Origin of the sequence: Bacillus sp. 1021, from assembly GCF_014534735.1 — a bacterium.
Classification (GTDB): domain Bacteria; phylum Bacillota; class Bacilli; order Bacillales; family Bacillaceae; genus Bacillus; species Bacillus siamensis.
The window spans coordinates 828,439-855,252 of record NZ_JACVSR010000001.1 but is presented as its reverse complement, the minus strand read 5'-3'; the positions used below and the strand labels follow the sequence as shown (position 1 = coordinate 855,252).

Here is a 26,814-nt window from a genome sequence, read left to right as displayed (position 1 = left end):
TTCCCCTCCTTAACTCAATTGTTGTGCACGCCTAGTTACTTTAGGCTGATAGCTTCGCAGTTTTTGCATCGCCGAGCCGTGATGTTCCGGGTATACTTCTATCATTTCTTCCGGTTTTTCCAAAGGCTCTTCCGCCTGTTTCATCATGACGAACTGGTTCAACGAGCCGCCGAGCAATCGTTCAAGCGCCGCCATTGCTTCGGGCGCTTCAATTGATCCGACTCCCGCCTGTTTCATCCGTTCTTGATAGTCGGCAGATGAGACGATTCCGACACTGCCCCAGTAGCTCCAATTCATCACCGCCGCCTTATACGGCCGCGTTTGAGCCAAATGAGCGGCAAAGGCATCTTTGAAACTGCATCCGGCGGCGTAATTGCTTTGTCCGGCCGCTCGTGCAAATGATTGTACAGACGAGAAGAACAAAGCAAAGTCCAGCGGCTCATTTCGGAAAACATGGGCCATACTCACGCTGACATTGACCTTTGCAGCGAGCACGCTTTTAAAACGGCTTTCCGGCATATTTGCCAGACTTTGATCCTCTAAAACGATTGCGGAATGGATGATTCCGTTTATTTGCGGGTACGTGCGTTTGATCGTTTCATACGCCCGTGTGAGTTCATCCTGATTTGCCGCGTCTGCTTCAACATAAATCGGAGCCGGGCCGAACTGGCTGAGTCTGTTGATTTTTTCCTGGATGGCGCTGTTATGTTTTCGTCTGCCGATCCAAACGACGCGTGCCTGATACGTTTTTACGGCATATTCGCTCCATGCCTCGCCGATACCTCCGGCGCCGCCAATGACGACATAGACGCCGCCTTTTTGGTAAGCGGGCTGGCTTGACACCGACTGCTGTACAGGAATGAGGCGCTGTTTGTACCAGAGATTGTTCCGGTACGCCCATGTATTGCCTTGCTCATCGAACGGCGCCGAGAACAGCTCCGCCTTTGAAACATCTTCCGGACATCCGGCATCAATCAGCCTTGTCTGCCAGTTCGGATACTCTTTTGCGAGCGAGCCGATTAAACCGTGAAGGCCTGCGTGAGCCGGATCAATGATGTCCGCCGGCTGTACGGACTGTGTTTTTATGGTGACTGCAGTCAGGCTGATTCGCTTGCCTCCATATCCTAAAGCAAGCATGGCCTTGATCACTCTGTACATCTGGATGACGCCCGTATCCTGAGCTTTCACCATGTCAGCAGCGCTGTGAACAGGGGCGATCCATACGATATGGCCGAATGTCCCGCTTGCTTTCATTTTTGCTGCAACAGCCTCTATTTCATCCTCCGGGGTGATATGAAGCCTTTTCGCATAAGGATGATGCAATTGAAAAGCTGCGCTCTCCTCATCCCCCGCGATAAAGACAACCTCTTCCGTCTTATATGCCGGGCTTCGGTCACTGAATTCCGCAAGATCCCATACCGGAGCCAGAAGGTTTGCTCCATTTAATGATGTTTCCGGCGCAGGGCCTTCCATCATTCTGGAAGAAATCCCTTTAATCCTGACACAGACCCGGCCTGTCTCATCGCATAAGTCAATGTCCAGCCGCTGTATTTTCTCGTCCGTTCCCCGGGAGCTGACATACGCCCACATGCTTGTCGTGCACGGACTGAAAATGTCCAGTTCCTCAAGAGCGAACGGCAGTGACAGCTGGTTATCATCTGCGTGCAGCTTCAGCCCGATTGTCGCTTGCAAAGCTGAATCAAGCATACACGGGTGAAGAACATATTGATCTGCCGTTTCTTCGAGGAAGGAAGGCAGCCGGAGCTCAGCCAATGCTTGATTGCTTCCGATGTGAATCTGCTTGATTCCTTGTTGTCCGGGACCGTAGTCAATACCGATTTTTCCGAATAAGCCGTAACACTGCTCAGAAGTCAGCATGCTGCGGCTGCATTGAGCTTTCAGGGCGCCTATATCACGATGCGGAGTCTCAACGGCGCTGAGAATGCCGGCAGCCCCCTGACAGTGTATTTGCCTGCCGCTTGCTTCTGTTTGTGAAGCAGTGTAAATGTCATACACGATCTCACCGTTTTCCCTCGGAACGAGGCTGATCTGCGTTTCAATCGGGCGGCTTCCCGCTTCGATCGGCCGAACCCAACCGATGTTTTTCAGGCGGATGACAGACGGGCGTTCTTTTTGCCCTTTGACCGCCCGAGCAACGGCCGCCCTAGCCATTTCCAAGTAGGCGACGCCCGGCATGACCGGTTTGCCTTTAATCAGATGATCGGTGAAAATCGTCTCCTGCCCCGTAAATTCAGATCGGTACCGCTGTTCTGTTAAATCCGATACGTTTTCGTGAAGCAGCGGATGCAGCACCTTGGCCGTCGGCACAGCTTGCGGCTTCTCTGCTTTCGGCCGGTTGTCTGTGATCCAGTACCGCTCTTTCGCAAACGGATAAGCAGGAAGACTCATCCGTTGGGGCTTGATATCAGCATATAGGCCGTCCCATTTGATATCAGCACCCTGCACCCATAATTCCGCAAGCTTGTCATTCTCCCGGCGGCTGATCAGTTCTTCTGTATCCGGTTCGCCGTTTGCGCCTGCCATAATGGATTTCAGCGCGGCTTTACCCGCTTTCCCTTTATAGATGCCCGCTGCGTCATAATTCCCTTTCGCACAGCTCTTTAGCTTGTCCCGCAGTTCTTCGGCGGAGGAAGCGATAATGGCCGCTCTCTCTTCCATGGCATCACGTCCCTGCTGAAGCGTGTAAGCAATGCCCGTAAGATCCTCATCCGTAAAAGAAGCTTGTGCCAGCTGGTGTGCCTGTTCTTGCAGACGGTCTTCTTCTTTGGCCGACAGCACAAAGATTTGAGGATGTGTGAAAATGGCTGTTTTCCTTTCTTCCCTCGGGATATATTCTTCAATGACGACATGTGCGTTTACGCCGCCGATGCCGAAAGAACTGATTCCCGCACGGCGCGGCAGATCGCTGCCGTTTTCGTCTTTCAATGCCGTCCATTCTCTTTTTTCCTGTACGATGTAAAACGGGCTGTCTTTCAGTTTGATATACGGGTTGATGACCTCGCTGTGGAGGCTTTTTGCAAGGGTTTTATGCTTCATCTGCATCAGCACTTTGATCACACCCGCGACCCCGGCTGCAAGCGACAGGTGGCCGATATTGGTTTTTGCCGAACCCAGACCGCAGTGACTCGCGTAAACGGCGGGATCGCCGGTTTTTTCGTACAGCTTTTGAAAGGCCGATTTCAGTCCGTTGATTTCGACCGGGTCGCCAAGCTCCGTTCCGGTTCCGTGCGCTTCAATATAAGTGACGGTTCTCGGATCAATGCCGGCTTTGTCATAAGCCGTTTTGACGACTTCCGCCTGGGCTTTCGGATTCGGCGTCGTCAAGGAGTTCGCGCGTCCGCCGTGATTGACCGCACTGCCTTTAATGACGCCATAGATATGATCGCCCGCTTTTTCTGCTTCTGACAGCTTTTTCAAAAACAGAATTCCGGCACCTTCACTGACGGCAAATCCGTCCGCCCTGTCGGAGAATGTTTTGCATTTCCCTTCTTTGCTCAGCGCGCCGGCTTTGTCATAAGCGATGTGGCCCTGCGGTGTGACGACGGTATTCACGCCGCCTGCGATCGCCATGTCGCAGTTCCCGTTTTCAATGGCGCACACCGCGTGATGTATCGCGACCAGCGAGCTGGAGCACGCAGTGTCGATCGGTTCACTCGGCCCGTGCAGATTGAGCATATAGCTGACACGGTTCGGTCCCGCAGACGGACTCATATTTGCGGCTGATGCACCGCCGATATCCAAGTCAGAAAACAGTGAGCCGTATCCGGTGTTTCCCGTGCCGATGTAAAGGCCTGTTTTCGTGCCGGAAAGGCTTTTAGCGGAATATCCCGCATCTTCAATCGCTTGCCACGCATACATCATTAACAAGCGCTGCTGCGGATCCATCTGTTCGGCTTCCAGCGGCGAAATTCCGAAGAACAGCGGATCAAAATCCGCAACTCCGTCAATAAATCCGCCCCACTTTACATTTGTTTTGTTGGCTTCATTAAGCGGGTCGCCGTAATACTCCCGCCAGTCCCAGCGATCCGCCGGCACCTCTGTTATGCAATCTGTTCCCTCTTCTAAGTTGCGCCAATACTCATCAATATTTGCGGCCTTCGGAAACACTCCGCTCATGCCGACGATAGCGATCGGTTCCGGTTTATGTTCAACCGCAGTCTGAACAGGCTGTACGGCAGTTTTTGCAAAGCGCTTGTTCCCTGTCAGTCTCATGCTGCCATCATCTGTTATGCGGCTTTGTTTCTCTTCTTTCGGCTGTGTGCTGCCGGCAAATTGGGTGTGATAGTCTTCGGCCAGATGATGTGCCAAGGCTTGAATCGTCGCATATTCAAAAAATACGGTCGGTGTCAAATCAAGCTTATAAGTGTCATTCAGCTTGTTGGCGAATTCCGTCAGCGTAATGGAATCAAACCCGTATTGATTGAACTCCAATTCAATATCGATTTCATCAATGTTTATTTTCAGAAGTGCGGAAACCTCTTTTGCCAGCAATTCCTGAATTTTCGCCGTCAAGTCCTTCGGTGCAGGCGTTTCCTCCGTTTTCTTAACCGGTGCAAAAGCGGCTGCAGGCGTCTTCTGAAGCAGTTTCTCCCGCATTACGGCGCGGTTTCCTTCCATGACGAGCACGCTTGTTTTCCCCGTGCTCCATGCGTTGTAAAGAGCTTCTATTCCGGTTTCAGTGCGCATCGGCACGACACCGGTTCTTTTTTCGGTGAGCTTCGCCATTTCTTCATTGACTTGCATTCCGCCGTCTTTCCAAAGCGGCCAATTGACCGACAATGTATGTCCATGGCGGTACATTGCCTTAACCAGCGCGTTGCGGTATGCCGCATAGCTGTCCATAAATGCGTTTGCCGCCGCATAATCCGCCTGTCCCGCATTCCCGGTGACGCCGGATATGGATGAGAAAACGATGAAAAAGTCCAGCGCTAAATGCTCGGTTGCTTCATCAAGGTTGACAAATCCGTCGGTTTTAGGCGCCAATACACTGTAAAACTCTTCGGTTGTTTTCTTTGCGATATATTGATCTTTCATCACACCCGCGCTGTGAATGATGCCGTGAAGGCCGCCGTATTCCGTTTCAATTGTATTGACCAGATCTGCCGCAGTTTGAGCGTTTGTCACATCAGCCTGTCTGTATTCCGCTTTTGCTCCGAGAGATTCAAGCGATTGCAGCTGCTTCCGCTGATACTCGCTTAACGCGGAACGGCCTGTCAGAACGAGTGTCGGCTCTTTGACTTTGCGGGCGATTTCTTTGGCAAAAATAAAACCTAAGCCCCCGGCTCCTCCGGTAATAAGATAAATGCCTCCGTCATTCCACGGAATGCGTATTTTATTGCCGGAGACGGCCGTTTCTTTGACATCTGCGCTGTATCGGATGCCGTTTTCATATTTGACATGGCTGTCATCAGCCCGTGTTTTATTTTCTATGATGATGTCTGTGATTCTGCCGTTTTCCGCCGGTTCTATTTCAATCAGCTGGGTTTTCAGTTTTTTATGTTCCAGGCCGGCTGTTTTTAACAGACCTGAAATCCCTGAGAGCAGCTGATGCTTATCTGTTTTAGTGAGAACCGTCTGGATGAGGACGTCTCCTTCCGTCTCTTCCTTCAGCAGTTTTTGCAGCGTCTCCAATATCCGTCCTGTATAATCACGGAAGCGCGCCGCATCTTTCCCGTGCAGGGAGGTCAGTTCAATGCATTCGGCCCCCGCAGCTTCAACGGCTTGTTTCAATCCGGCGTCTGTGTTACAAAGCAACACGATATGCCGGGCAAAAACCGGTTCCGTTTGAGCGGCAGTTTCATCGCTTCGGGTCCATACCGGCTCAAGCATGAGCGTTTCCGGAGCTTCTTCTTTTTTCTCAGGTTCTTTTACTGCCGTTCTGAATGACAAACCTTTCAGCCTTACACAAACCTTGCCGTTTTCATCACAAATATCAAGATCGCGTTTTTCAACCTGGCCGGCTTTATGGTCTTCGGAAAGTCTGGCGTAAACCCACATCTCGGCAGCGCATGCGCTGAATACTTCGAGCTCCTGAACCGCAAACGGAAGCATCAGCTTTTCATCATTTGTTCCAGTTAATATGCTTGATGCCTGCAATGCAGAGTCCATTAAGCCCGGATGCATGACATACTGCCGTACCGTGTCTGAACAAGCCGGATCAAGCGACAGTCTGCCCAGTACGAAATCGTCACCTGTATAAATCGCTTTGACACCCCGAAAAGCCGGGCCGTAATCAAAACCGATTTTGCGGTACATATCGTACACTTCGTCTGCAGAAAACGGTGCCTCAGCGGATCGTGATCTCAGCTTTTGCAGATCAATGACCGATGCCTCGGCGTCAGGGCGGATTGATACTGAACCTTGACTGTAAACGGACGGCTGATCTGTTTCCCGGCCGCTGTAAATGTCAAATTGAACATTGTTTGCAGGATCGGGAACGAGGCGGATGTTGACATGGACCGGCTCGTCTTCAATGGTGATCGGCCGCACCCAAACCGTATTCTTAAGTTTGATGCTTCCTTGTCCGGCCGGCACTTCAGATGCCTGTTCCATTGCTGCGCGCGCCATTTCAAGATGTGCCACTCCCGGTAAAATCGGCACGCCTTGTACAACATGGTCCGCAAGGTAAAATTCTTCCCCGGTGTAGATTGAGCTGAACCGCTGTTCGGCAAGGTTTGATGTATTTCTGTGCAGAAGCGGATGCAGCACGTCTAGTTTTCCGGCTGAAACAATGGCTGTTTTTTCATGTTTTCCGGTACGATTTTCCGCCCAATAACGGTCTTTTGCAAACGGGTATGTCGGCAGGCTTATCCTCTTAGGCGGCCGGCCTCCGTACAGCTTCGCCCAATTGACGTTCAGCCCTTTGACCCATAATTCAAGCAGCTTCGCGTATTTGCCGCGTGCCATCCATTTTTCAACGGCTTCTTGAATGTCTTCATCTTCCGTCAGCATTTGCAGCGTGCCTTTGTCTATTCTTCCTCTGTACAAGTCCGCGTTCTTATCCCCGGTGATAAACTGTGACAGTTTTTCCTGCAGTTCTTCTGCGGACCCGGCAATAACCGCCAGACGTTCTTCCATGGCGTCCCTTCCGATTTGGAGGGTATAAGCCATAGAAACGAGGCTGGATTGATCGTATCGTTTTTCAGTAAGCGCACGTTTCAGCTGTTCGGCCTGTTCTTTCAGGCGTTTTTCATTTTTGGCGGATAGAACGAAAAGACATGGGTTGATATGCGAATCATCTGCTTCCGCTTTTTCTTGCGGAATGTATTCTTCGATAACGACGTGGGCGTTTACCCCTCCGATGCCGAATGAGCTGATGCCCGCGCGGCGCGGCTTATCGTTTCCGTGTTCGTCCGTCTGCGTCTTCCATTCCATCGTTTCCCGCACCAGATAAAACGGGCTGTCTTCAAGCTGAATGTACGGATTTACCGTCTCACAATGAAGACTTTTTACCAATGTCCGATGCTTCATCTGCAGCAAGATTTTAATGATTCCCGCTGCTCCCGCCGCAAGGGATAAATGGCCGATATTCGTTTTGACTGAGCCTAAGCCGCAATAGCCGGACGCTTTCTCTTTTCCGTCTGTAAATGAGCTGAATGCTTGCTTCAGCCCGTTAATTTCAACGGGATCTCCCAGTTCTGTTCCCGTGCCGTGCGCTTCGATATAAGAGACCGTTTTCGGATCAATGCCCGCTTTTTTGTATGCGGCTTTAATGACTTCCGCCTGCTGTTTCGGGTTAGGCGTTGTTAAAGATGCCGCGCGGCCGCCATGATTCACCGCGCTTCCTTTAATGACGCCGTAAATATGGTCTCCATCCGCCTCAGCCGCTTTCAGTTTTTTGAGGAAAAAGAGCCCGGCTCCTTCCCCGTGAGCAAAACCGTCAGCCTGATCGGAGAATGTTTTGCATCGCCCTTCTTTGCTCAGCGCCCCCGCTTTGTCAAAGCTGATATACACATCCGGAAGAATGATCGTATTGATTCCTCCCGCCAAAGCCATGTCGCACGTCCCTTCTTCAATTGAAGAAACGGCATGATGTATGGCAACGAGTGAGCTTGAGCAGGCCGTATCAATCGGTTCGCTCGGTCCGTGCAGATTGAGCGTATAGCTGACACGGTTCGGGCCGACAGACGGACTTGTATTGGCTGCGGACGACCCTTCAATGGTCGCATCGGCGTTGGCTAAAAGAGATCCGTAACCGGTATTTCCAGTCCCGATAAACACACCTGTTTTTGTGCCTGATAGACTCTTTGACGCATATCCGGCATCTTCAATCGCTTTCCACGCATACGTCAGCAAGAGACGCTGCTGAGGGTCCATCTGTTCCGCTTCCCGGGGTGAGATTCCGAAAAATAACGGGTCAAACTCTGCAATTCCGTCAATAAATCCGCCCTGGATGACGTTTGTTTTATTGGCTTCTTTTGCAGGATCCCCGTAGTAGTCCCGCCAGTCCCAGCGGTCTTTCGGAATCTCGGTCATGCAGTCTTTGCCTTCTTTCAGGTTCTGCCAGTAAGCTTCAATGTCTTCGGCCATCGGAAAAATTCCGCTGATGCCTACGATTGCGATCGGCTCCGGCTTTTGGTTCCGCTGCACTGTCTGCGGCGGTGTCTCAGGCAGAGTGCGGCGGCGCTTAACGGACGGGCGTGTGTTTTGAGCCTCTTTTACCGGTCTTTGTGATTGGACCGTTTTTGTATTTACCGCAAAACGTCCCGCGAATTCCTCTTCATATTCACCGATTAAATGAACGGCGAATTCATGGATCGTCGGATGATCAAAGAAAATCGTCGGCGTTAACGTGAGCCGGTACGTTTTGTTTAACCGGTTCGTAAACTCGGTCATCGAAATTGAGTCAAGCCCGTATTTTGTCATTTCTTCATGAGGATCAATGTTGTCAAGCTTCACTTTTAACAGTGAGGCTGTCTGCTGTTTTAACAGATGCTTCACTTTTTCAAGGAGGCTGTCTGCATCAATGTCATGACGTAAGCGGGTCTCTGCTTCCGGACGGTCATTTTCTTTGCGGAACAGCTTTTCTTTCATGGTTTTCCCATCTCCTTCAAGAACCGTCATCCGGGCTGTCCCGCTCATCAAGCCTTGATATAAGGCCTTGATGCCGGCTTCTGTGCCGAGCGGCGCGATTCCCGCCTCCTGCATCAGCATATCTTCTGTCTGCTTTCCTGCCTGCATTCCGCCTTCTTTCCATAACGGCCAGCTGACAGAAAGCGTCTTTCCGTATCTTTGTCCTGTGGCTTGCAAAGAACGGCGGTACTCGGCATACATCTCCATAAAGACGTTTGCGGATGCATAGTCAGCCTGGCCGACGCTTCCAAGCACACCCGATAAGGAGGAAAAAACAATAAAGACATCTAATTTCTCGTGCTGTGACGCTTCATCAAGATAGACAAGACCCTTCACTTTCGGAGCGAGAACGTCTTGGTATTCCTCCGCCGTCTTCTTCACCATGTAGTTATCTTTAATAACACCGGCACTGTGTACAATCCCGTCCAGCTTGCCGTGCCGTTTGCGGATATTGCGGATGAGACGGTATACTTCAGCTTCATCTGTAACATCGGTCTGCTCGTAAAAGACAGATGCACCGGCAGCACTCACTGTTTCCATCATGTCTTTCTGCTTTTCTCCAAGAGCGGATCGGCAGGTTAATATGATGTCGGCGCCTTTTGTGCGGGTTGCGATCTCTTTTGCAAAGATCAGGCCTAAACCTCCCGCACCTCCTGTAATAAGATAAACGCCTTTATCTTTCCACGGAATGTCAGGCTCCGCTTCAGAAATGTCCAGCTCTTTCCAATCAGCGGCAAAGCGCTTGCCGTCTTCATATTTCACATGGACGCTTTCGGCATGCCTGCGGTTTTCCGCCGCTTTTTCCGCTATGCCTTCAGCACTTTCTTTCTCATCGGCTTCTATCATTTGGCAGATCAGCTTGGATTGTTCAAGACATGCCGTTTTGAAAAGACCGGTAATGCCTGAGAACACCTGCTGTAAGCCCGCTGACCGCGTGACAGCCTGAAGAAGGATGCGGCCTTTCGGCTTATTTTTCATGATGGTTTTCATACGGGCAAACAGCTGGCCCGCATAAGAATGATACCGCTCTGCAATGGATGCGGGACGCTCGTCCAAGATCAAGACGCTTGCATGTTCAAGCTTTGCTTCGACAGCTTGTTTAACGGCCTCATCGTACTCACAGAGGAAAATGATATGCTGTTCATACGACGGCTCGCGGTCCGCCGGTTCCGGCTGCTCTTTCCAGACCGGTTCAGCCAGCAATGTCTCGGTACGGCTGACCGAAACGCCGGCACCCGCGTTTTCTTCCATAATCCGCGTTGAGAAACCTCTCATCCGAACACAAAGCACGCCGTTATTGTCATATAAATCAATATCGGCTTTTTGAATAGGATCGCCGGCTTTATTGTTCGCGCTGAATGTGACGTGCACCCACATGTCATCAGCGCATGGCTCCAGAATGTCCAGCTCCTCTAAAGCAAACGGCAATGCGGCTTTGAATGGTTCTCCGCTTTCTGCAAGTTGCGCTCTTGTCACGTTCTGCAAATATTCGGCGGCCTGAAGCGCACCGTCCATCATACTCGGATGAAGGATATAATCAGCTTTTGTATGAGAGACGGATTCAGGAAGCTTCAATTTAGCAAGCATCCGGTCTTCGCCTTTATATACAAGCTGGACACCTTTGTAGCCCGGCCCGTAATCAGCTCCGATCATTCCTTTGTAAAACGCTTGAGATTCGATTGTTCCCTGCGTGCATCGGCGCTTCAGCTCATCAAGATCCGCTGTTTCTTCTGGTTCTTTCCGGATGATTTCAGCGATGCCCTGATTATAAAGAAGGTCTTCTTCACCGCTTGAATCATTCCCGCCGTACATTCTGTATTGAATCTGCCCGTCTTCTTCTTCATAAAGTCCAATATGAACACGGATAGCCTCCTGATCGGCTATCACCGGGCGGACCCATACGATATTCTTTAAACGCAGGCCCAGAGATTCGTCTGTTACCCCGCCGATGCTTCTCTCCGCCGCGGCCCGTGCCATCTCAAGGGTGACGGCAGCCGGCACGATCGCCATTCCTTTAATGATATGCTCGGCAATAAAATACTCTTTTCCCGTGAATTCCGAACTGAACCGCTGCTCCTGCAAAACGGATGTATTCTGATGTACCAACGGATGCAAAAGCTTCGCATCTGTTTGCTTCACGGTTTCTTCCGGCCAGAAGCGCTCCTCTGCGAACGGGTAGGTCGGCGCACTGATTTTTTGCGGCGCGGAATCCTGATACAATAAGCCCCAATCGACACGCACTCCTTCTATCCAAAGCGCCGCAAGTGCTTTCAGCTTTTCATCCCGTGTCTGACATGCCGCAAGCTCATCCAGCTCCTGAGATGACGCTTCTTTATTTCTCACCTTTTCGCCCCGTAAGATGTTTTGGTCATTGCCATTGATGAAATCCTGCAGCTGCCGCTTCAAATCGTGACGATCATGACAGATAAAAACGGCTCTCTCTTCCATCGCTTCACGTCCGGTCTGATACGTAAATGCCAGATCATGCAAGGACACATCGTTTTCGGCGTCATTCAAAAAGTCAGAAAGACAAGACGCATAGGCAGTCAGACGCTCATGATTTCTCGCTGAGAGCGGAACGATATAAGGCGGCTGTCCGTCATTTGATCCGCTGATCGTTTTGTTTTCATACTGTTCAAAAATAGCGTGTGCGTTTGTTCCTCCGAGTCCGAATGAGCTTAACGCTGCGCGGTGCGGCGTGTCTCTCTCCGGAAGCGGTTTTCTCTTGTCCGCCACATAAAACGGCGAACCGCTGAATGTGATATTCGGATTCGGTGATGTGTAATTAAGGGTAGGCGCCAGCTCCCGATGATATAAACTCATCGCAACTTTAATACATCCGGCTAGGCCCGCTGCTGTATCCAGATGGCCGATATTCGTTTTTACGGAACCGATCCCGCAATACTGCTCCCGATCCGTGTAACGTTTATACACTTGCTGCAGCGCAGACATTTCAATCGGGTCACCCAATGTCGTTCCCGTGCCGTGCGCTTCAATGTAAGAAATGGTCTCCGGGTGAACGCCCGTGCTGTCTAAAACATGCTGGATGACGTCCGTCTGGCCTTTTACACTCGGTGCGTAAAAACCGACTTTATCCGCTCCGTCATTGTTCAGACCGATGCCTCTGAGCACGGCGTATATGTGATCTCCGTCCTGTACGGCTTGTGACGCCTTTTTCAGCAGAATGACGGCCGCTCCTTCTCCGCCCGCCATCCCGTCGGCTGAAGCGTCAAATGCCTTGACATGCCCGTCGCTTGAAAAATTCAATCCGGCTTGATGCACATAGCCGATGCTGGTCGAAGCGTGCAGAGTTGCTCCGCCGACGAGCGCGTATTCTGATTCTCCGCTCGTTATGCTTTTGCAGGCCGAATAAAGACCGACCAGTGATGACGAGCAATTGGAATGAACGAAATAGCTTGGCCCTTTTAATCCGAGCTTATGGGAAACCATCGTCGGAATCGTGCCGCTCTGCGCTAACACCCATGACACATAGCCGTCAGGTGATTCGTGGCCTTCTGTCGTTTTTTCCGGCAAAAGCGACCGATACGAATTATTGCTCGCCGACATATAAACGCTAGTCTTCGGAATCTCTTTGGATACATATCCCGCATCCTCGACGGCTTTCCAGGAATGAAGCAGCAGAAGCCGCAGCTGAGGATCCATAAATTCAGCATCTTTCGGAGAAATGTGAAAGAACTCAGGATCAAAGAGATCTTTTCCTTCTATCGCCGATAATGCCGGCACATAGTTTGGATTTTCGATCAAATCTTCCGGGACGCCGGCTTCCCGGAGCTCTTGTTCCGAATAGAAACGGACGCTTTCCTTTCCTTCTCTTAACTGCTTCCAGAACTCATGATGATTTTTCGCGCCGGGGAACTGACAGGAAATCCCTACTATTGCCACACTGTCTTCAAGGTAAGACGGCATCCCGTTTTGCGGTGTTTGTTCTCTTTCTCTCTCATCTTGGCCGGGCGCCTCTGATTCATCCGCCTGTTTTGTTTCAACAATAAAACGGCTGATCGCCTGAATCGTCGAGTGTTCGAATAAATCCGTAACGGTAAAATCACACTCCAGCTCCTGTTTAATGCGTTCTGCCGCCGCAACAGCCAAAAGCGAGTCGCCCCCTACATCGAAAAAGCCGTCTTCGGTTTTGATTCCCGACGTATTCAGCAGGTCTTCCCATATTTCGGTCACTTTCGCTTCCGCTTCTGACAACGGCAGTCTGCCCGTCCTTTCAGACCGGTGAACGATCACCTTGCGCTGTTCCAGGTCCTTGCGGTTCACTTTTCCGCTCGGTGTTAACGGCAGCGCATCCAGACGGATGAAATGGGCAGGCGCCATATAATCCGGCAGACCTGATAAAAGATGTTCGCGGAGCGCTTTTTCATCTGCCGAATGACCGGAGCGGGCCGTATAATAAGCAATCAGCTTTTTATGTCCGTTCTTTTCCTGCACAACAACCGCCTGATCAAGGATATCCGGATGCTCGCTCAATTTTGTTTCAATCGCTCCCAATTCAATGCGGAAGCCGCGGATTTTCACTTGATTGTCAATACGGCCGGCATATTCTATATTTCCGTCAGGCAGCCATCTGGCCAAATCGCCTGTTTTGTAAAGCTTTTCTCCTTCACTAAACGGATTATCAATAAACGATGCCGCCGTCAGCTCAGGCTGATTGTAATAGCCTCTGGCCAGTCCGGCGCCGGCTACGCAAAGCTCTCCGGCCACACCGTCAGGAACGGGGCTGAGCTTTTCATCGAGGATATAAAGCCTCGTGTTTTGAATCGGTTTCCCGATCGGTGTATTCCTGCTTGTAATGTCCTTATCGCCGCAGCTGTAGTACGCGGCATAAATGGATGTTTCCGTCGGGCCGTATATATTTTCAATTCTGGCCTTTTTGAAGGTGGAAACCGACTTTTTGACCAAGTCTTTCGGAAACGCTTCTCCGGCCACCATCACATATTTCAAAGGACCGCCTTCTGTAAATGCCGTATGCCGCTTTACCGTTTCTAAAAATACATTAAACACGGCAGGGGCAAAATTCAGATGCGTCACCTGGTGAGACTGGATATATTCCATGCAAAGCTGCGGATTTTTTTCTGCACCGGGCGGCAAAATGACAAGCCGTCCGTTTCCGATAAACCAGCCGAATAATTCTGAAATTGAAACGTCAAACACATAATTCGTTTTTAACAAATAGGCATCCTCATGCGCGACCGGATACTCCGCTTCTAAAAACTGCAGTGTGTTCATGATGGCTCTGTGCTCTACCATGACGCCTTTCGGTTTTCCCGTGCTTCCGGACGTATAAAGAATATAAGCGAGATGATGCGGTTTTGAACGCGGCATCAGTTTCGCTCCGCTGACAGGTCCGCTGTTTTCAATCTCCACCGTGCTCACGCCGCCGATGGTTAACTCCTCAATCACGCCGCGTGTTTTTGCTTGCGTTAATACGATTGAAACGCCGCTGTCAGTCAATACGTGTGCCATCCGTTCGTTTGGAAAAGCCGGGTCAAGCGGGACATACGCACCTCCCGCTTTTAAAATGGCGAGGATGCCGATGACCATCTCAAAAGAACGCTCCGTACAGATACCGACCGGGCATTCCGGTGTGACGCCCATTTCTTGCAGATGCACAGCGAGCGACGTGCTTCGTTCATCTAATTCGCGATATGTAAGGCTTGTCTCACCGAATGTGACGGCTGCTCTGTCAGGGTATCGCCCGGCTTTTTCTGCAAACACGTCATGAATGCAGCGCTCATTCGGCTGATGACATGGGCGGCTTTCCTCCCGTTTTTGATTGAGCAGGCCGGAACAGGCATCAAACGCGATCTCCGGATCAGAAAGCACCTTTTCTGCCAGTTTCATATAATGCTCCGCCATCCGTTCGATGGAAGAAGGGCTGTAGACATCCGGGTTGTACAGAAATTGCAGGACGGTTCCCGTTTCTTTTTTATAGACTTCAAGCGCAAGCTCAAATTCGCCTTCCTGATGAATGTCTTCTATCATTTCAATGCCGAGTGATTGATATCGTTCCGCCAGCTTTTCCGCTCCTTCTGTCTGGAAGAAGTTTTGATAGAAAAACGCGGTTTGAAAAACAGGCGAAACCGCAGGCGAGCGTTCCGTCTTCAATTCTTTGACAAGCGCAGGAAACGGATACGCGGCATGGTCCAGCCCTTCTGCAAGGGTCAGCTGGAGCTCCTTCAAAAACGCGGCAAAGGATTTGGCGCCCGTCTCCCTGCTTCTGACCGCGATCATATTAATAAAGTAGCCGATCACAGATTCAAATTGAGCCTCAGAACGCCCCATCGTCGGCATGCCGACGATGATATCTTCCTGATTCGTATATTGATAGAGCAAGCCTTTGAAAATAGCGAGATACACAACGGATTCATTAACATTATGTTTTCGGGCGCAAACTTTAATCTGCCGGTTCAGTTCATCAGGAAGCAAGCGCTGGTACGCCTGCCCCCTGCACGTTTGAACCGATGATCTCGGGTAATCCGCCGGAAGCTCAAGCACCGGCAGCAGTCCGTCAAGCTGCTTTTTCCAATAAGAGAGATGCGTTTTTCCCGCTTCGCTTTCCAGCAGCTCCTTTTCCCATTTCACAAAGTCGTGATAATCTGCGGCCTGCTGAAGCATTTCCGGTTCTTTGCCTTCGCTTGCTTTTACATAAGCATCTAGCAGCGCCGACATAAACGTCATAAGAGAGACGCCGTCAAAAATGATATGGTGAATGGTGATTAACACAATCGGCTCCGGCTCCGCCTGACGGAACACTTGAACGCGCAGGAGCGGCCCGGTTTCAAGCGCGAACGGTTCTTTTGCTTTTTCTCTAATAAACGTAAGAGCATCACGCCCGCTTAATTCGGAAAGATCTATTTCTTCAATCGGAAAATGCCGATCCGCATCTTCAGCCTGATACGGAAGGCCGTTGTCCTCTTTTATCACACTCGTCAAAATAGGGTGCTGGCGCTGCACGGAAAAAAGGGCCGTTTTGAATGTCTCGATATCCAGCTTTTGAAAACGAAAGCATAACGGAATGTTGTATGCGCTCATCTCCGGAAACATTTTCTGAAGCATCCACAAACCTTTCTGGCCTTCGGAAAGCGGACGTTTTGCAGTCGTCCGCTTGAAAGCCTGAAGCTTTTGTTCTACTTCAGCGATGGTGAGCGTTCCTGATCTGTAGGCATCGAGAAGTTCTTTATGATTCATAGGTCTTACTCCCTTCTATGATGTCTTGCACTCTTTTAAAATCCAATGTCCCCTCGGAGACCTGTCTCATCATGGCGATGATCTCCTGATCCGTATACTCCTTGCTTTCCGGAGCCGCGGTTTCTGTTTCGGTTTCTTCCGTTCTGTAAAACGTTTCGATCGTTTCTTTGTGTTCTGTCAGGTAATAGCCCATGACATCTCCGAGCGTGGTATAGCTGTAAAATAACGCCGGAGTGACTTCAATGCCGTAATGGCTCGACAACAGCGAGGCAAATTTGGCTAAATAGATGGAATCAAATCCGAATTCCGCCCAGTTTTTATGCAGAACGAGCTTATCTTTGGATATTTTCAGCAGACTGTGTATCAGCTCTTTCAAATCCGCTTCGAGCCGTTTTTCCGTGCTTTCTTCCGGGATGCGGCGGCTCACGGTTTCCAAAAGAACTTCCGTTTTTGATGAATCGTCCCGCCGGATGCCTAAAAATCGCTCGGCACGGCTTCTTTTGCCGGCAATGACAAGGCACTGTGTATTGTCTTGAGAAATGATGCGCTCAAACAGCTCAATGCCTTCATCTGTTTCCAACAGGCGCTGGCCGCTTGATTTCAGATACATGCCCGTCGTCTCTTCACCGCCGACGGCCATTCCGCCGTTTTTCCAGACCGGCCAGTTTATGACAAAAGCGTTTCCGCTTTCTGATTGTTCATTTTTATAATGGGCATACGCCATTTGGAACCTGTTCGCCACTGCGTAATCACAGCAGCCGAAATCCCCTAAAACAGCCGATGTGGATGAAAAGTAGCAGATGAAGTCCAGGGTTTCGTTTTTCAGCCACTCGTCAAGAAGCAGGCTTCCGTTTATTTTCGGTTCAAGCGTATTGCGGAAGTTCCCAATTTCATTTTCAAAGACGGATGTTCTGCTTTCGATGCCAGCCGCATGAATGACGCCGTGAATGGCTCCGAATCGTTCTTTCGCGCGTTTGATGCAGTCGCCCATTCCGATCGGATCACAAACATCGGCTTCGGCGTAAAGAACACCTGCGCCGAGATTTTCCAACTCTTTCATTTTTTCTTTCTTTTCCTCATTGATTGGCGATCGCCCCGTGAGAATGACATTTGCCTGATAGTTCCGGGCGAGGCGGCGGGCAAATAAGTAGCCGAGCCCTCCTAATCCGCCCGTAATGAGATATGTGCCCCCGGTTCTGATCCTGCTGTTTTCTTTCGTCAATCCGGTCGGTTCAGTTTGATAGACATATCGTTTCCCTTCTTCGAGGAAAACGGTATGGTCTGTTTCAGCCTTCAGCTCGTCCCAAATGGTTCCCATCCAGTCTGTCATGGCTGCGCCGGCTTTTCTGAAGAGGCCGGTAATGCCCGTTTTCGGGAGGACCATGCCGAGCGAACGCTCAAATCCGATCCATGATTCCAAGTAGCATTTTTCCAGACCGGATGCATATTCACCCGCCAGTAACAGTCTTTCCGGCTGCAGACCGGTCTCGGCCATAGCCTTGAGAATATAGACGATACATGAAAAATCTTCGATGCAGCTTTTATCTTCAAGCGCCCATAAATACAAAATGGCAGATGCTTCACCGTACTCTTTTTGAATGTCCGCAAAAGCGTCTACATATGATTGCGGATCTTCCCGCACCACTTGGCAGCGGCCGGCTGATAAGCTCTCGTACCGATTTCCCTGAGCGATAAAAATAACGTCAGCTTCACTGTCATACGATTTGATCACAGAGACGGCTTCCTGCTGCTTCTTCTGATCAGTTAAGAAAGAAATCACCGTTTTAATTTTCTTTTCTCCGGCAGCCGGCAGAGCCTGTTCTTTAAGAACTTCTCTAAAAGCCATCACTTCAAACTGCTCCGCCGGATCACTTTCATCAGCCGGCGCCTTAACGGGCACTGTTTTACTTTGTACAGGCGGCTGATGCCAGAAGCGTTCTTTCGCAAACGGATAAGCAGGCAGGCTGATGCGAACCGGAGGACGGTCTCCGTATAATTTCGCCCAATCGATGTCCAATCCTTTTACCCAAAGCTCAAGCAGCTTAGAATATTTCTGTTTGCTGATCCAAGCGTCAATGATGGTTTCCATGTCATCATCGGCCGCAAATACGGCAAGCAACCGTTTGTTTTCTTCCGTGCTGTCGCGGTGCAGTCCGGCGCTGTCTTGTCCGGCGATAAATCCATTCAGTTTTTCTTCAAGTTCAGGCAGTGAATGAACGATAAAGCCGAGACGCTCTTCCATCGGCACACGGCCCGTCTGAAGAGTATAGGCTATGCTCATCAGATTACGGCCGCTGTATCTTTTTTCACGGATGGCGTCTCTAAGCTGTTTTGCTTTTTCGGTGAGCCGTTCGCTGTTTTTCGCAGACAGGACGATGATGGCGGGCTGATCTGCCGGCGTCTCATCAGGTTCTTTGTCTGCCATATATTCTTCTATGACGAGGTGGGCGTTTGCTCCCCCCGCGCCGAAGCTGCTTAACCCGGCCCTTCTCGGAAGCTCTTTTCCGCCGATGACGGGACGCTTCCACTCACCGAGCTCCTGCTGAACGGCAAACGGTGTATACGCGAACTCAATATTCGGATTCAGCTCTTTCGCATGCAGGGACGGCGCAATTTGGCGGTCTTTCAGCTGGAATAAGATTTTTGTCAGACCCGCAATGCCTGCGGCGCTTTCACAATGGCCGATATTTGATTTCGCAGAGCCGATGGCGCAAAACTGTTTGTCTGTTGTATCCTCTTCAAATGCTTTCGTTAATCCGGCGATTTCAATCGGATCGCCTAATGCGGTCCCCGTGCCGTGGGCTTCAATATAACTGACGGTGCGCGCCGGGACGTTTGCTCTTTGGAAAGCCTCTTTTATTAAGGCGGCCTGCGCATTCGGATTCGGAACGGTGTAGCCGTTCGTTTTGCCCCCGCTGTTAATGGTGCTTCCTTTAATTACACCGTAAATGTGATCGTTATCGGCGATCGCTTGATCCAGCGGCTTTAATACGACCGCGCCTACCCCTTCTCCGTCGACAAAACCGTCCGCGCGGTCTCCGAACGATTTGCACGTGTCGCTTGCAGAAAGCATGTTCATGACTGACAGATTCATATAATGGACCGGGTCGGTCACAAGATTTACGCCGCCGGCAATCGCGCATTCGCTTGAACCGCTGTATAGGCTCTCAAGCGCCAGATGAATGGCCGTCAAGGAAGAAGAGCAGGCTGTGTCAACGGCAATGCTCGGTCCTTGGAAATCAAAAAGGTAAGATACTCTGTTGGCAATGGACCAGTAGCCGTAGCCTGTCGGGTAGTTTTTGTTCATCGCTCCGGCAAAAACGCCGATTTTTCTGCTTTGGCACAGGTTGTCAGGCGTATAGCCGGCATCCTCGATACTCGCATACGCCGTTTCTAAAAATAATCGCTCCTGCGGGTCCATTCGCTCCGCTTCCAAAGGAGAAATCTGAAAGAACAGCGGATCGAACTTGTCCATATCCTCAATGAAGCCGCCCCATTTCGTATAAATAGAGCCTTCTTTACCTTTTTCTTCATCGTAGTAATCCTGCCAGTTCCAGCGCTCCCGCGGGATTTCTTCTATGCAGTTTTTTCCTTTTTTAATGTTTGCCCAAAGCTCAACCGCTGTTTTGGCCTGCGGGTAGCGTCCGGATACGCCGATAATCGCCACGTCGCGAACTGAACTTTGCCGGACGGTCTCTTTGGCTGCCTGTTTTTCTTTCCGCCGCCAGTCAGTGCGAAGCGGCTTAGCCGGCTGTACAGCCTGCGGTTTTGATGCCGCCGGTTCTTCCTGAACAGGCGTTTGTCCCGTCAGTTTGATCATCTCGTCTTTTTTCGTTTTGATTAAGTGGCCGACGAGAGCCTCAATCGTCTGATATTCAAAAAATAAAGTGCTGCTGACTTGGTCTAACACATTTCGTAACGCATTTGTCAGCTGTACGACGACGATAGAATCAATTCCGTATTTTTCAAGCGGCGCTTTCGGATCAATTTGAGCCGGCGGAATTTTTAACGTTTCTCCGATTAACGTTTTCAAGTACTCGGTGCTTTTTTCTGTTAAGGCTGTGCTTTTTTCGGCCGTTGTTTGCGGCTGAAGTTCCGGCGCTTTTTGTGGTGCGGTCCGTTTTCCGGTCTCAGCTTTAAGCGTTTTTTGGCGCACAATGCCATTGCTTTTTGCCGCTATAATCTGATGGCTTAATTCATGTGCCGCTTCTGCCGGGAAGAAGACGGAATGCCAGCCTTCACTTTCTAACACGCGCTTCCAGCTTTCCGGATACAAGCCCGGGCATCCCGGAATTCGAAGGTCGGAATCTTCATGCAGCCACCAGCCTTCAAGCAGACCGAAAGTAATATGCGGGAACAGGCTGTTGCCCGCCATCTCATTTAAGAGCAGCAAACCGTTGTCTTTTAAAACGGCTTTGGCGTTTCTCAGCGTCTGGCGTATGTCTTTTGTCGCGTGGAGCACATTGGCGGCAACGGCGATGTCGTATGCGCCCGGCTCTATGTCCTGACCGGAAAGCGGTTCTTCTGCATTAAAAAGTTTATAAGTCAGATAAGGATTCTGTTTGCCGTATTCTGTCTCCGCATGCACGAGAAAAGCTTTCGATACATCGGTGTAACAGTACTCTTTTATATGGTTTTGATACGGCTTAAGCTTTTCAAATATGCCCGCGCTTGTGCCGCCAGTGCCCGCTCCGATTTCCAGGATGCGGATCTCGGCTTTTGGATTTTTACTGATGTTTTCTTTCACATAGGCCGTTAAAGTATCTGACAGGGCGCCGTTGAAGTAATCCGCGACTTGGTTGTGTTTATAAATTCCTTCAACGAGTTCCATTGAAGAGTGCGGGAACATGATGTCTGTCGCCGGCACGTTTTCGCGCAGAATGTCCGGCAGTGCTTTAAGCATCGTCTCGGCCAAAACAGTCATCGCTTTTGTGTCGACGTTATTGAGCCATTCCGCCTTTTCCTGCTCCCACTTCCGCCATAACGAGGCGGTTGTGTTTTCAGCGCGGGCTGCCAGTGTAAATGAATCGGCATCCCCTTCCAGATAGCCGTGTTCCAGCAGAAAGGCGATCGTTTGATTGAGCCATTTTTTAAAATAGCCGTGTTCAGGCTCATACGCTTTAAGGCTTTGCGGCGTCAGCAAGTCCGCCTCTTTTAACTGGGCGATCAATAGCTGATACAGAAAATCATCAAGTTCCTGATGCCCGGTCTCTCTTACAAGACGTGCGCCCGGCGGAGCAACCTTCAGCTGTTGTCCTGATATAAGCGGCTGAGGCGGATAAACAGACATCTTTTCTCGTTCATTCATTCCCTCTACTGCGACCGGTTTTGTCGTATGAATGAAAGCGGCCTGGTCAACCCGCAGCGTCATAAGGGTTTCAAGCGCCTCCATCGCAGCGTCCGGTTCGATCAATCCCAATCCGATCTGATCCATCAGCTGAATAAAATTGCCGTCTTCAGCCGCCTCGCTGCTGCCCCAGTAGCCCCAATTCATGACTTTGACCGGGCAGTTCCATTTCTGAGCAAGTTCCTTCGCAAATGCGTCACTGAAGGCGCATCCTGCGGCATAATGGCTTTGTTTCACATTATGGATAAATGCCACAAGCGAGGAGAAGAAGAGCGCAAAGTCAAGCGGCTCCCGTCCAAATACCTCCGACATGGACACACTTACATCGGCTTTTGCCCGCAGCACCGATTTGAACTCTTCTGTCTTCATATTATTTAAGCTTTGCTCAGACAGATCCATTGCAGAGTGGATGACGCCGTTAATTTTTGTATGACGCTCTTTTATGAGCTGATAAGCCCGCTCTAAGGAAGCCCTGTCAGCGGCATCGGCGGAAACATATTCAGGCGCCGGGCCGAATGCGCTGAGCCGGTCGAGTTTCGCCTGTATCGAATCATTCAGCGTGCTTCTTCCGATCCAAATGACGCGTGCTTTGTAGCGGCGGATCATATATTCACTCCATGCCTCACCGAGATACCCGGCGCCTCCGATCACGGCATAAACCCCGCCTGTTTGGTACAGCGTGCCGTTTTTCGGCATATTGTCAAGCGGTATCAGCTGCCGCTCATACAGCTCTTGATTGCGGTATGCCCAAACTCTTCCGTTTTTCCCGGCAGAAAGAGAAAGCGCCTCGCCGATCGGCCAGATGCCGTCCGTTTCTGTGTCAATCATGCGGATATTCCAATGCGGATATTCTTTCGCCATTGTCCCGGCAAGTCCGCTGACCGCTGCTTGTGACGGATCAGCGCTGTCCTGATCTGAAAACGGCTGGGCATTTGCTGTGACGAAGCACCAATCCAGATGTTTCCCTCCGTATCCTAAGGCAAGCAAAGCTTTCATCAGCTTGAACACATGAAAAACGTTGCGCTCCTGTTCCTTAAGGATGTCAGCACTCTCAGCCTGCGGCGCGAGCCAAATGATTTGCTCCAGTTCTTTTTGTCCTTCAAGCAAGTGCGTAAGAGATGTGATATCATCCGTGCTTCTGATTGGATAGTAAGAAGCATTCGGCAGATGCTCTTTGATGCACGCGTGGCTTCTGTCAGTTCCTCCGAAAACTGCAGTCTGCTTATCGGCCATTTTCGTTTTCCCGGTATTTATAAGTGCAGCGGGCTCCCATGCCGGAATCATCATCGTATGGCCGACAGGCGCCTCTGAAGTTTCACCGCCCGCTGTTTGGCTTGGTTCAAGCGCCCGGACGGACGCGCCTTTCATCCGAACATAAACCGTACCGGCATCATCGCACATATCAATGTCAAATTTTCTTACGTTGTCATCTGCTTTGCTGCCTTCTGTGTACCGGATATATGACCAGATCTGTTCAGGACACGGCCCGAACACTTCCACTTCCTGCATCGCAAACGGCAAAGAAAGCTCATGGCTGTCTGCATCGTCATGAATCGAGCGGACAAGCAGACCGACGGAGGCGTGAAAAGCGGCGTCCATTATACTCGGGTGAAGCGTATACAGCTCTTTATCGTCTTGAACGGAAGCCGGGAGTGAAATACGGGCCAGTAACCGGTCTTCCCCGATCAGCAATTGCTGTACGCCCCTGTATGCCTCTCCGTAATCCATGCCGATCTTTTCAAAAGCACTGTAACATTCTTCCGCCGTCACGATCCCTAAATCGCAGGAAGCCTTGACAGACTCAATATCTAACTGAGCACTGCCCTGTGCGGTAATGACCGCTTCACCCTGGCTGTGAATAACCGGATCTTCGCTGTTTACTTCTGCCTCACTGTATATTTCATAGGTAATCTCACCGTTATCTTCTGGATAAAGGGCAATATGTATTTCCTTCGGTTTGTTTTCAATCATGACCGGCCGGACCCAAACGACCTGTCTGAGTGTGACGCTATGGCCTTTGTCCGTCACGCCCGCGGCCTTTTTCACCGCTTCTGCGGCCATTTCTAAATAGGCGACGCCGGGCAGAATTTTTTGACCGTTGACGACATGGTCAGACAAGAAAAATTCATCTCCCGTAAAAAGAGAAGTAAAACGCTGCTGTGAAAAATCTGACGTATTTTCTTGTAAAAGCGGATGCAGCACAGTGCCTGACAGGCTTTTCCCGTGTTTTTTCTGCTGCGGAATCCAATAGCGCTCTTTTGCAAACGGATATGTCGGAACGCTTGTTTTACGCGGTTTATCCGCATCGTACAGCTTATTCCAATCTACTGTTTTCCCTTCTGCCCATAAACTGGAAAGCCGTACCGGATCATCTGTTTCAGGAGCAGGTTCGCTCAGTTCCGGCATCTCGGCTTGTCCGCGCCAAAATCCGGGGATGTTTTCGTTTCCTTTTACGAAATCATTCAGCTTTTGCTTCAATTCGCGGGTGTCATTTGCAAGGAAGACCGCTCTCTCCTCCATGGCTTCGCGTCCTGTCTGAAGCGTGTAAGCCAGTTCAGACAGCACCGTCTTTTCAGAAAGCGACCCGGCTAGTTTTTCCGCATAGGCCAGAAGCCTGTCTTTATTTCTTGCGGACAGCGGGATGATTTTGGCTGCATCGTTCTCAGGTGCAGGCGCTTTGTGTTCCGGCTGAATGTATTCTTCTAAAATGATATGGGCATTCGAACCTGATGCTCCGAAGGAACTGAGCCCGGCCCGGCGCGGATAATACGTGACTTTTCCGTTTTCTTCGGCTGCCGGCTGCTTCCAAGGAGCAGTCTGCTGCTGTACGTAAAAAGGAGACTTCTCAAATTTCACGTATGGATTTAATTCCGCTGAATGCAGAGATTTGACAAGCGTTTTGTGATGAAGCTGCAGCGCAGCCTTTGTTAATCCGCTGATACCCGCCGCCGATTCTGCATGGCCGATATTTGATTTGACTGAACCGATAGAACAAAATTGCTGATCCTGTGTCCCTTCGCTGAACGCTTTTGACAGACCTTCAATTTCAATCGGGTCGCCTAACGAAGTGCCCGTTCCATGAGCTTCCACATAACTGACGGTCCGCGGGCTGATCCCCGCTTTTTTGAGACATGTCTTAATGACTTCTGCCTGTGCAGCAGGGCTCGGGACGGTAATCCCGCTTACTTTCCCGACGTGGTTCACGGCGCTTCCTTTAATGACCGCGTAAATCCGGTCGCCGTCCTGTTCGGCTTTTTCCAGCGGCTTGAGTAATACCGCACCGACTCCTTCTCCGGAAACATAGCCGTCACCGCCCTCGCCGAACGTGCGGCAGCGGCCGTCGCTTGAGTGCATGCCGACGCTTCCGTAGCTCAGATATTTCGCCGGGTGGAGCGACAAGTTCACCCCGCCCGCCAGTGCGGCCTCACATTCGCCGCGGCGGATGCTTTCAATCGCCAGATGAACGGCGGTCAATGATGAGGAACAAACGGTATCGACCGCGATGCTCGGCCCGTGGAAGTCACAATAATAAGACACTCTGTTGGCGATCTGCGCATAATTCAGCGAAACCGGAAAAGGATCCGTTTCCGATAATTGTTCTGCGCCGATTAAGGAATAATCTTTATGCATCACTCCTGCAAAAACGCCGATCGGATGCTGTTTCGCCCCTTTATTTCCAAGCGTTTCAGGCGTATACCCCGCGTCTTCAATCGTTTCCCAGCAGGTTTCTAAAAACAGGCGTTCCTGCGGGTCCATCATTTCCGCCTCACGCGGTGAGATTCTGAAAAACTGCGGATCGAAGCAGTCGGCATCGTCGATGAAACCGCCCCATTTTGATACGGTCTTTCCAGATGGTGACGTTACGTTTTTATATGTTTTCCAATCCCAGCGAGACTTCGGAACTTCAGTGATGCAATCCGTGCCCGCCTTAAGGTTTTCCCAAAACTCCGCCACATTTTTCGCTTTCGGATAGCGGCCGGCCATTCCGATAATCGCAATGTCACCGGTGTTTTCATGATGTTCTGGCCCGTCCGGTGATTCGGCTGCACGTTCCGCACATTCAAATGAAACGGTCTTTTTCAGATAGGCTGCCAGTTCTTTTATATTCGTATATTCAAAGAGAAGAGTGGGCGCGAGTTCCGCACCCGCCTTTTTACTGATATCCTGGACAACCTCAAGCAAAGAAGATGAATCCAGCCCGAGCTCGTAGTAGCCGGCAAGAACGTCCAGCGTCTCCCAAGGCTGACCAAGCTTATCAGCCAAAAGCTTCTTCAAAAACAGAATGATGTCTTTTTCATCTGCGCTTTCCGGCTCTTTTGCATCCTGTTTATTCTGTCCTGCTGTGTGCCCGTCTTCTTCGAGCCGAACCGCTTTTCCCGTAATGTTTTTAAGCTCAGCCACCTTCTGTCCGGAACGGCTGAAGTACTCGATAGTCATCGTTGTAAGTTCTTTTTCCTGACGGACGCCGGAAGCGGCAATACGCGCCGTGCACTCTGATTGAAGCCTGCCGGCGGCTTTGAACGATTCATAATATAAAGGCAGGTGAAGCCGGTTTGTTTCAGAAAGCAAGCTGCTCGCCCCGATACCGCTCGCATCCAAAAGGGCGGGATGGAATAAAAAGAAATCCTTTCCTTCTTCGCAAGAAAGCTCAGCCAGCATGCCGTCTTCTGTTTCGTACAATCGTCCGCTCGATTTCATCATCCCGGAATGAACCAGGTCATGATCCACGCAGCGGTTATACATGTCATCAAGATCCAGAGATCGGACTGACTGCTTCAGCTCGCCGAAATCAATGGTTTCGTCAAATGTGACTGCGTCTCTTTTCACCATTTCAGCCGTCGCATATTGTATATTGTCTGACAGCTCGTCATCTTGCTGTTTCTGTCCGGAAAGGGAGATGAGCCACTTTCCATCTCCGCTTTCAGAACATTGAATGGTCAGAATGATTGCAGCCGTTTCACTGACGGTTAAAGGCTGATAAATCGTGACATGCTTCAGTTCGAGCTCATTGTATGAATAACCGTGCTCCTGAAAAACCTGATAAATCAAATCGATATAACTAAGACCGGGCAATACCGCTTCACCAAAGACCGTATGGCCCTTCATGATAGGATGATCCAGTGAAATATTGATTTTTTCCGATATCATTTCTTCCCACT

General features: G+C 50.4%; 2 protein-coding genes. Both read right to left on the bottom strand.

What is annotated here, in order from left to right; all coding sequences use genetic code 11:
- Positions 1-9 precede the first annotated feature (9 nt).
- Entirely contained in the window at positions 10-16,308 is a 16,299-nt protein-coding gene (locus tag ICW23_RS04245) for a non-ribosomal peptide synthetase (protein ID WP_188154067.1), read from the bottom strand.
- Positions 16,298-26,803 carry a type I polyketide synthase gene (locus ICW23_RS04240; RefSeq protein WP_188154066.1) on the bottom strand — a complete coding sequence of 3,502 codons (10,506 nt, stop codon included), beginning with the start codon at positions 26,801-26,803 and terminating at the stop codon, positions 16,298-16,300. The genes ICW23_RS04245 and ICW23_RS04240 overlap by 11 nt, the downstream gene beginning before the upstream one ends.
- Positions 26,804-26,814 lie beyond the last annotated feature (11 nt).

Bases quoted from the DNA above. Each gene is read 5' to 3' on its own strand.
- ICW23_RS04245 (WP_188154067.1), bottom strand. From the start codon at position 16,308: ATGAATCATAAAGAACTTCTCGATGCCTACAGATCAGGAACGCTCACC.
- ICW23_RS04240 (WP_188154066.1), bottom strand. From the start codon at position 26,803: ATGATATCGGAAAAAATCAATATTTCACTGGATCATCCTATCATGAAG.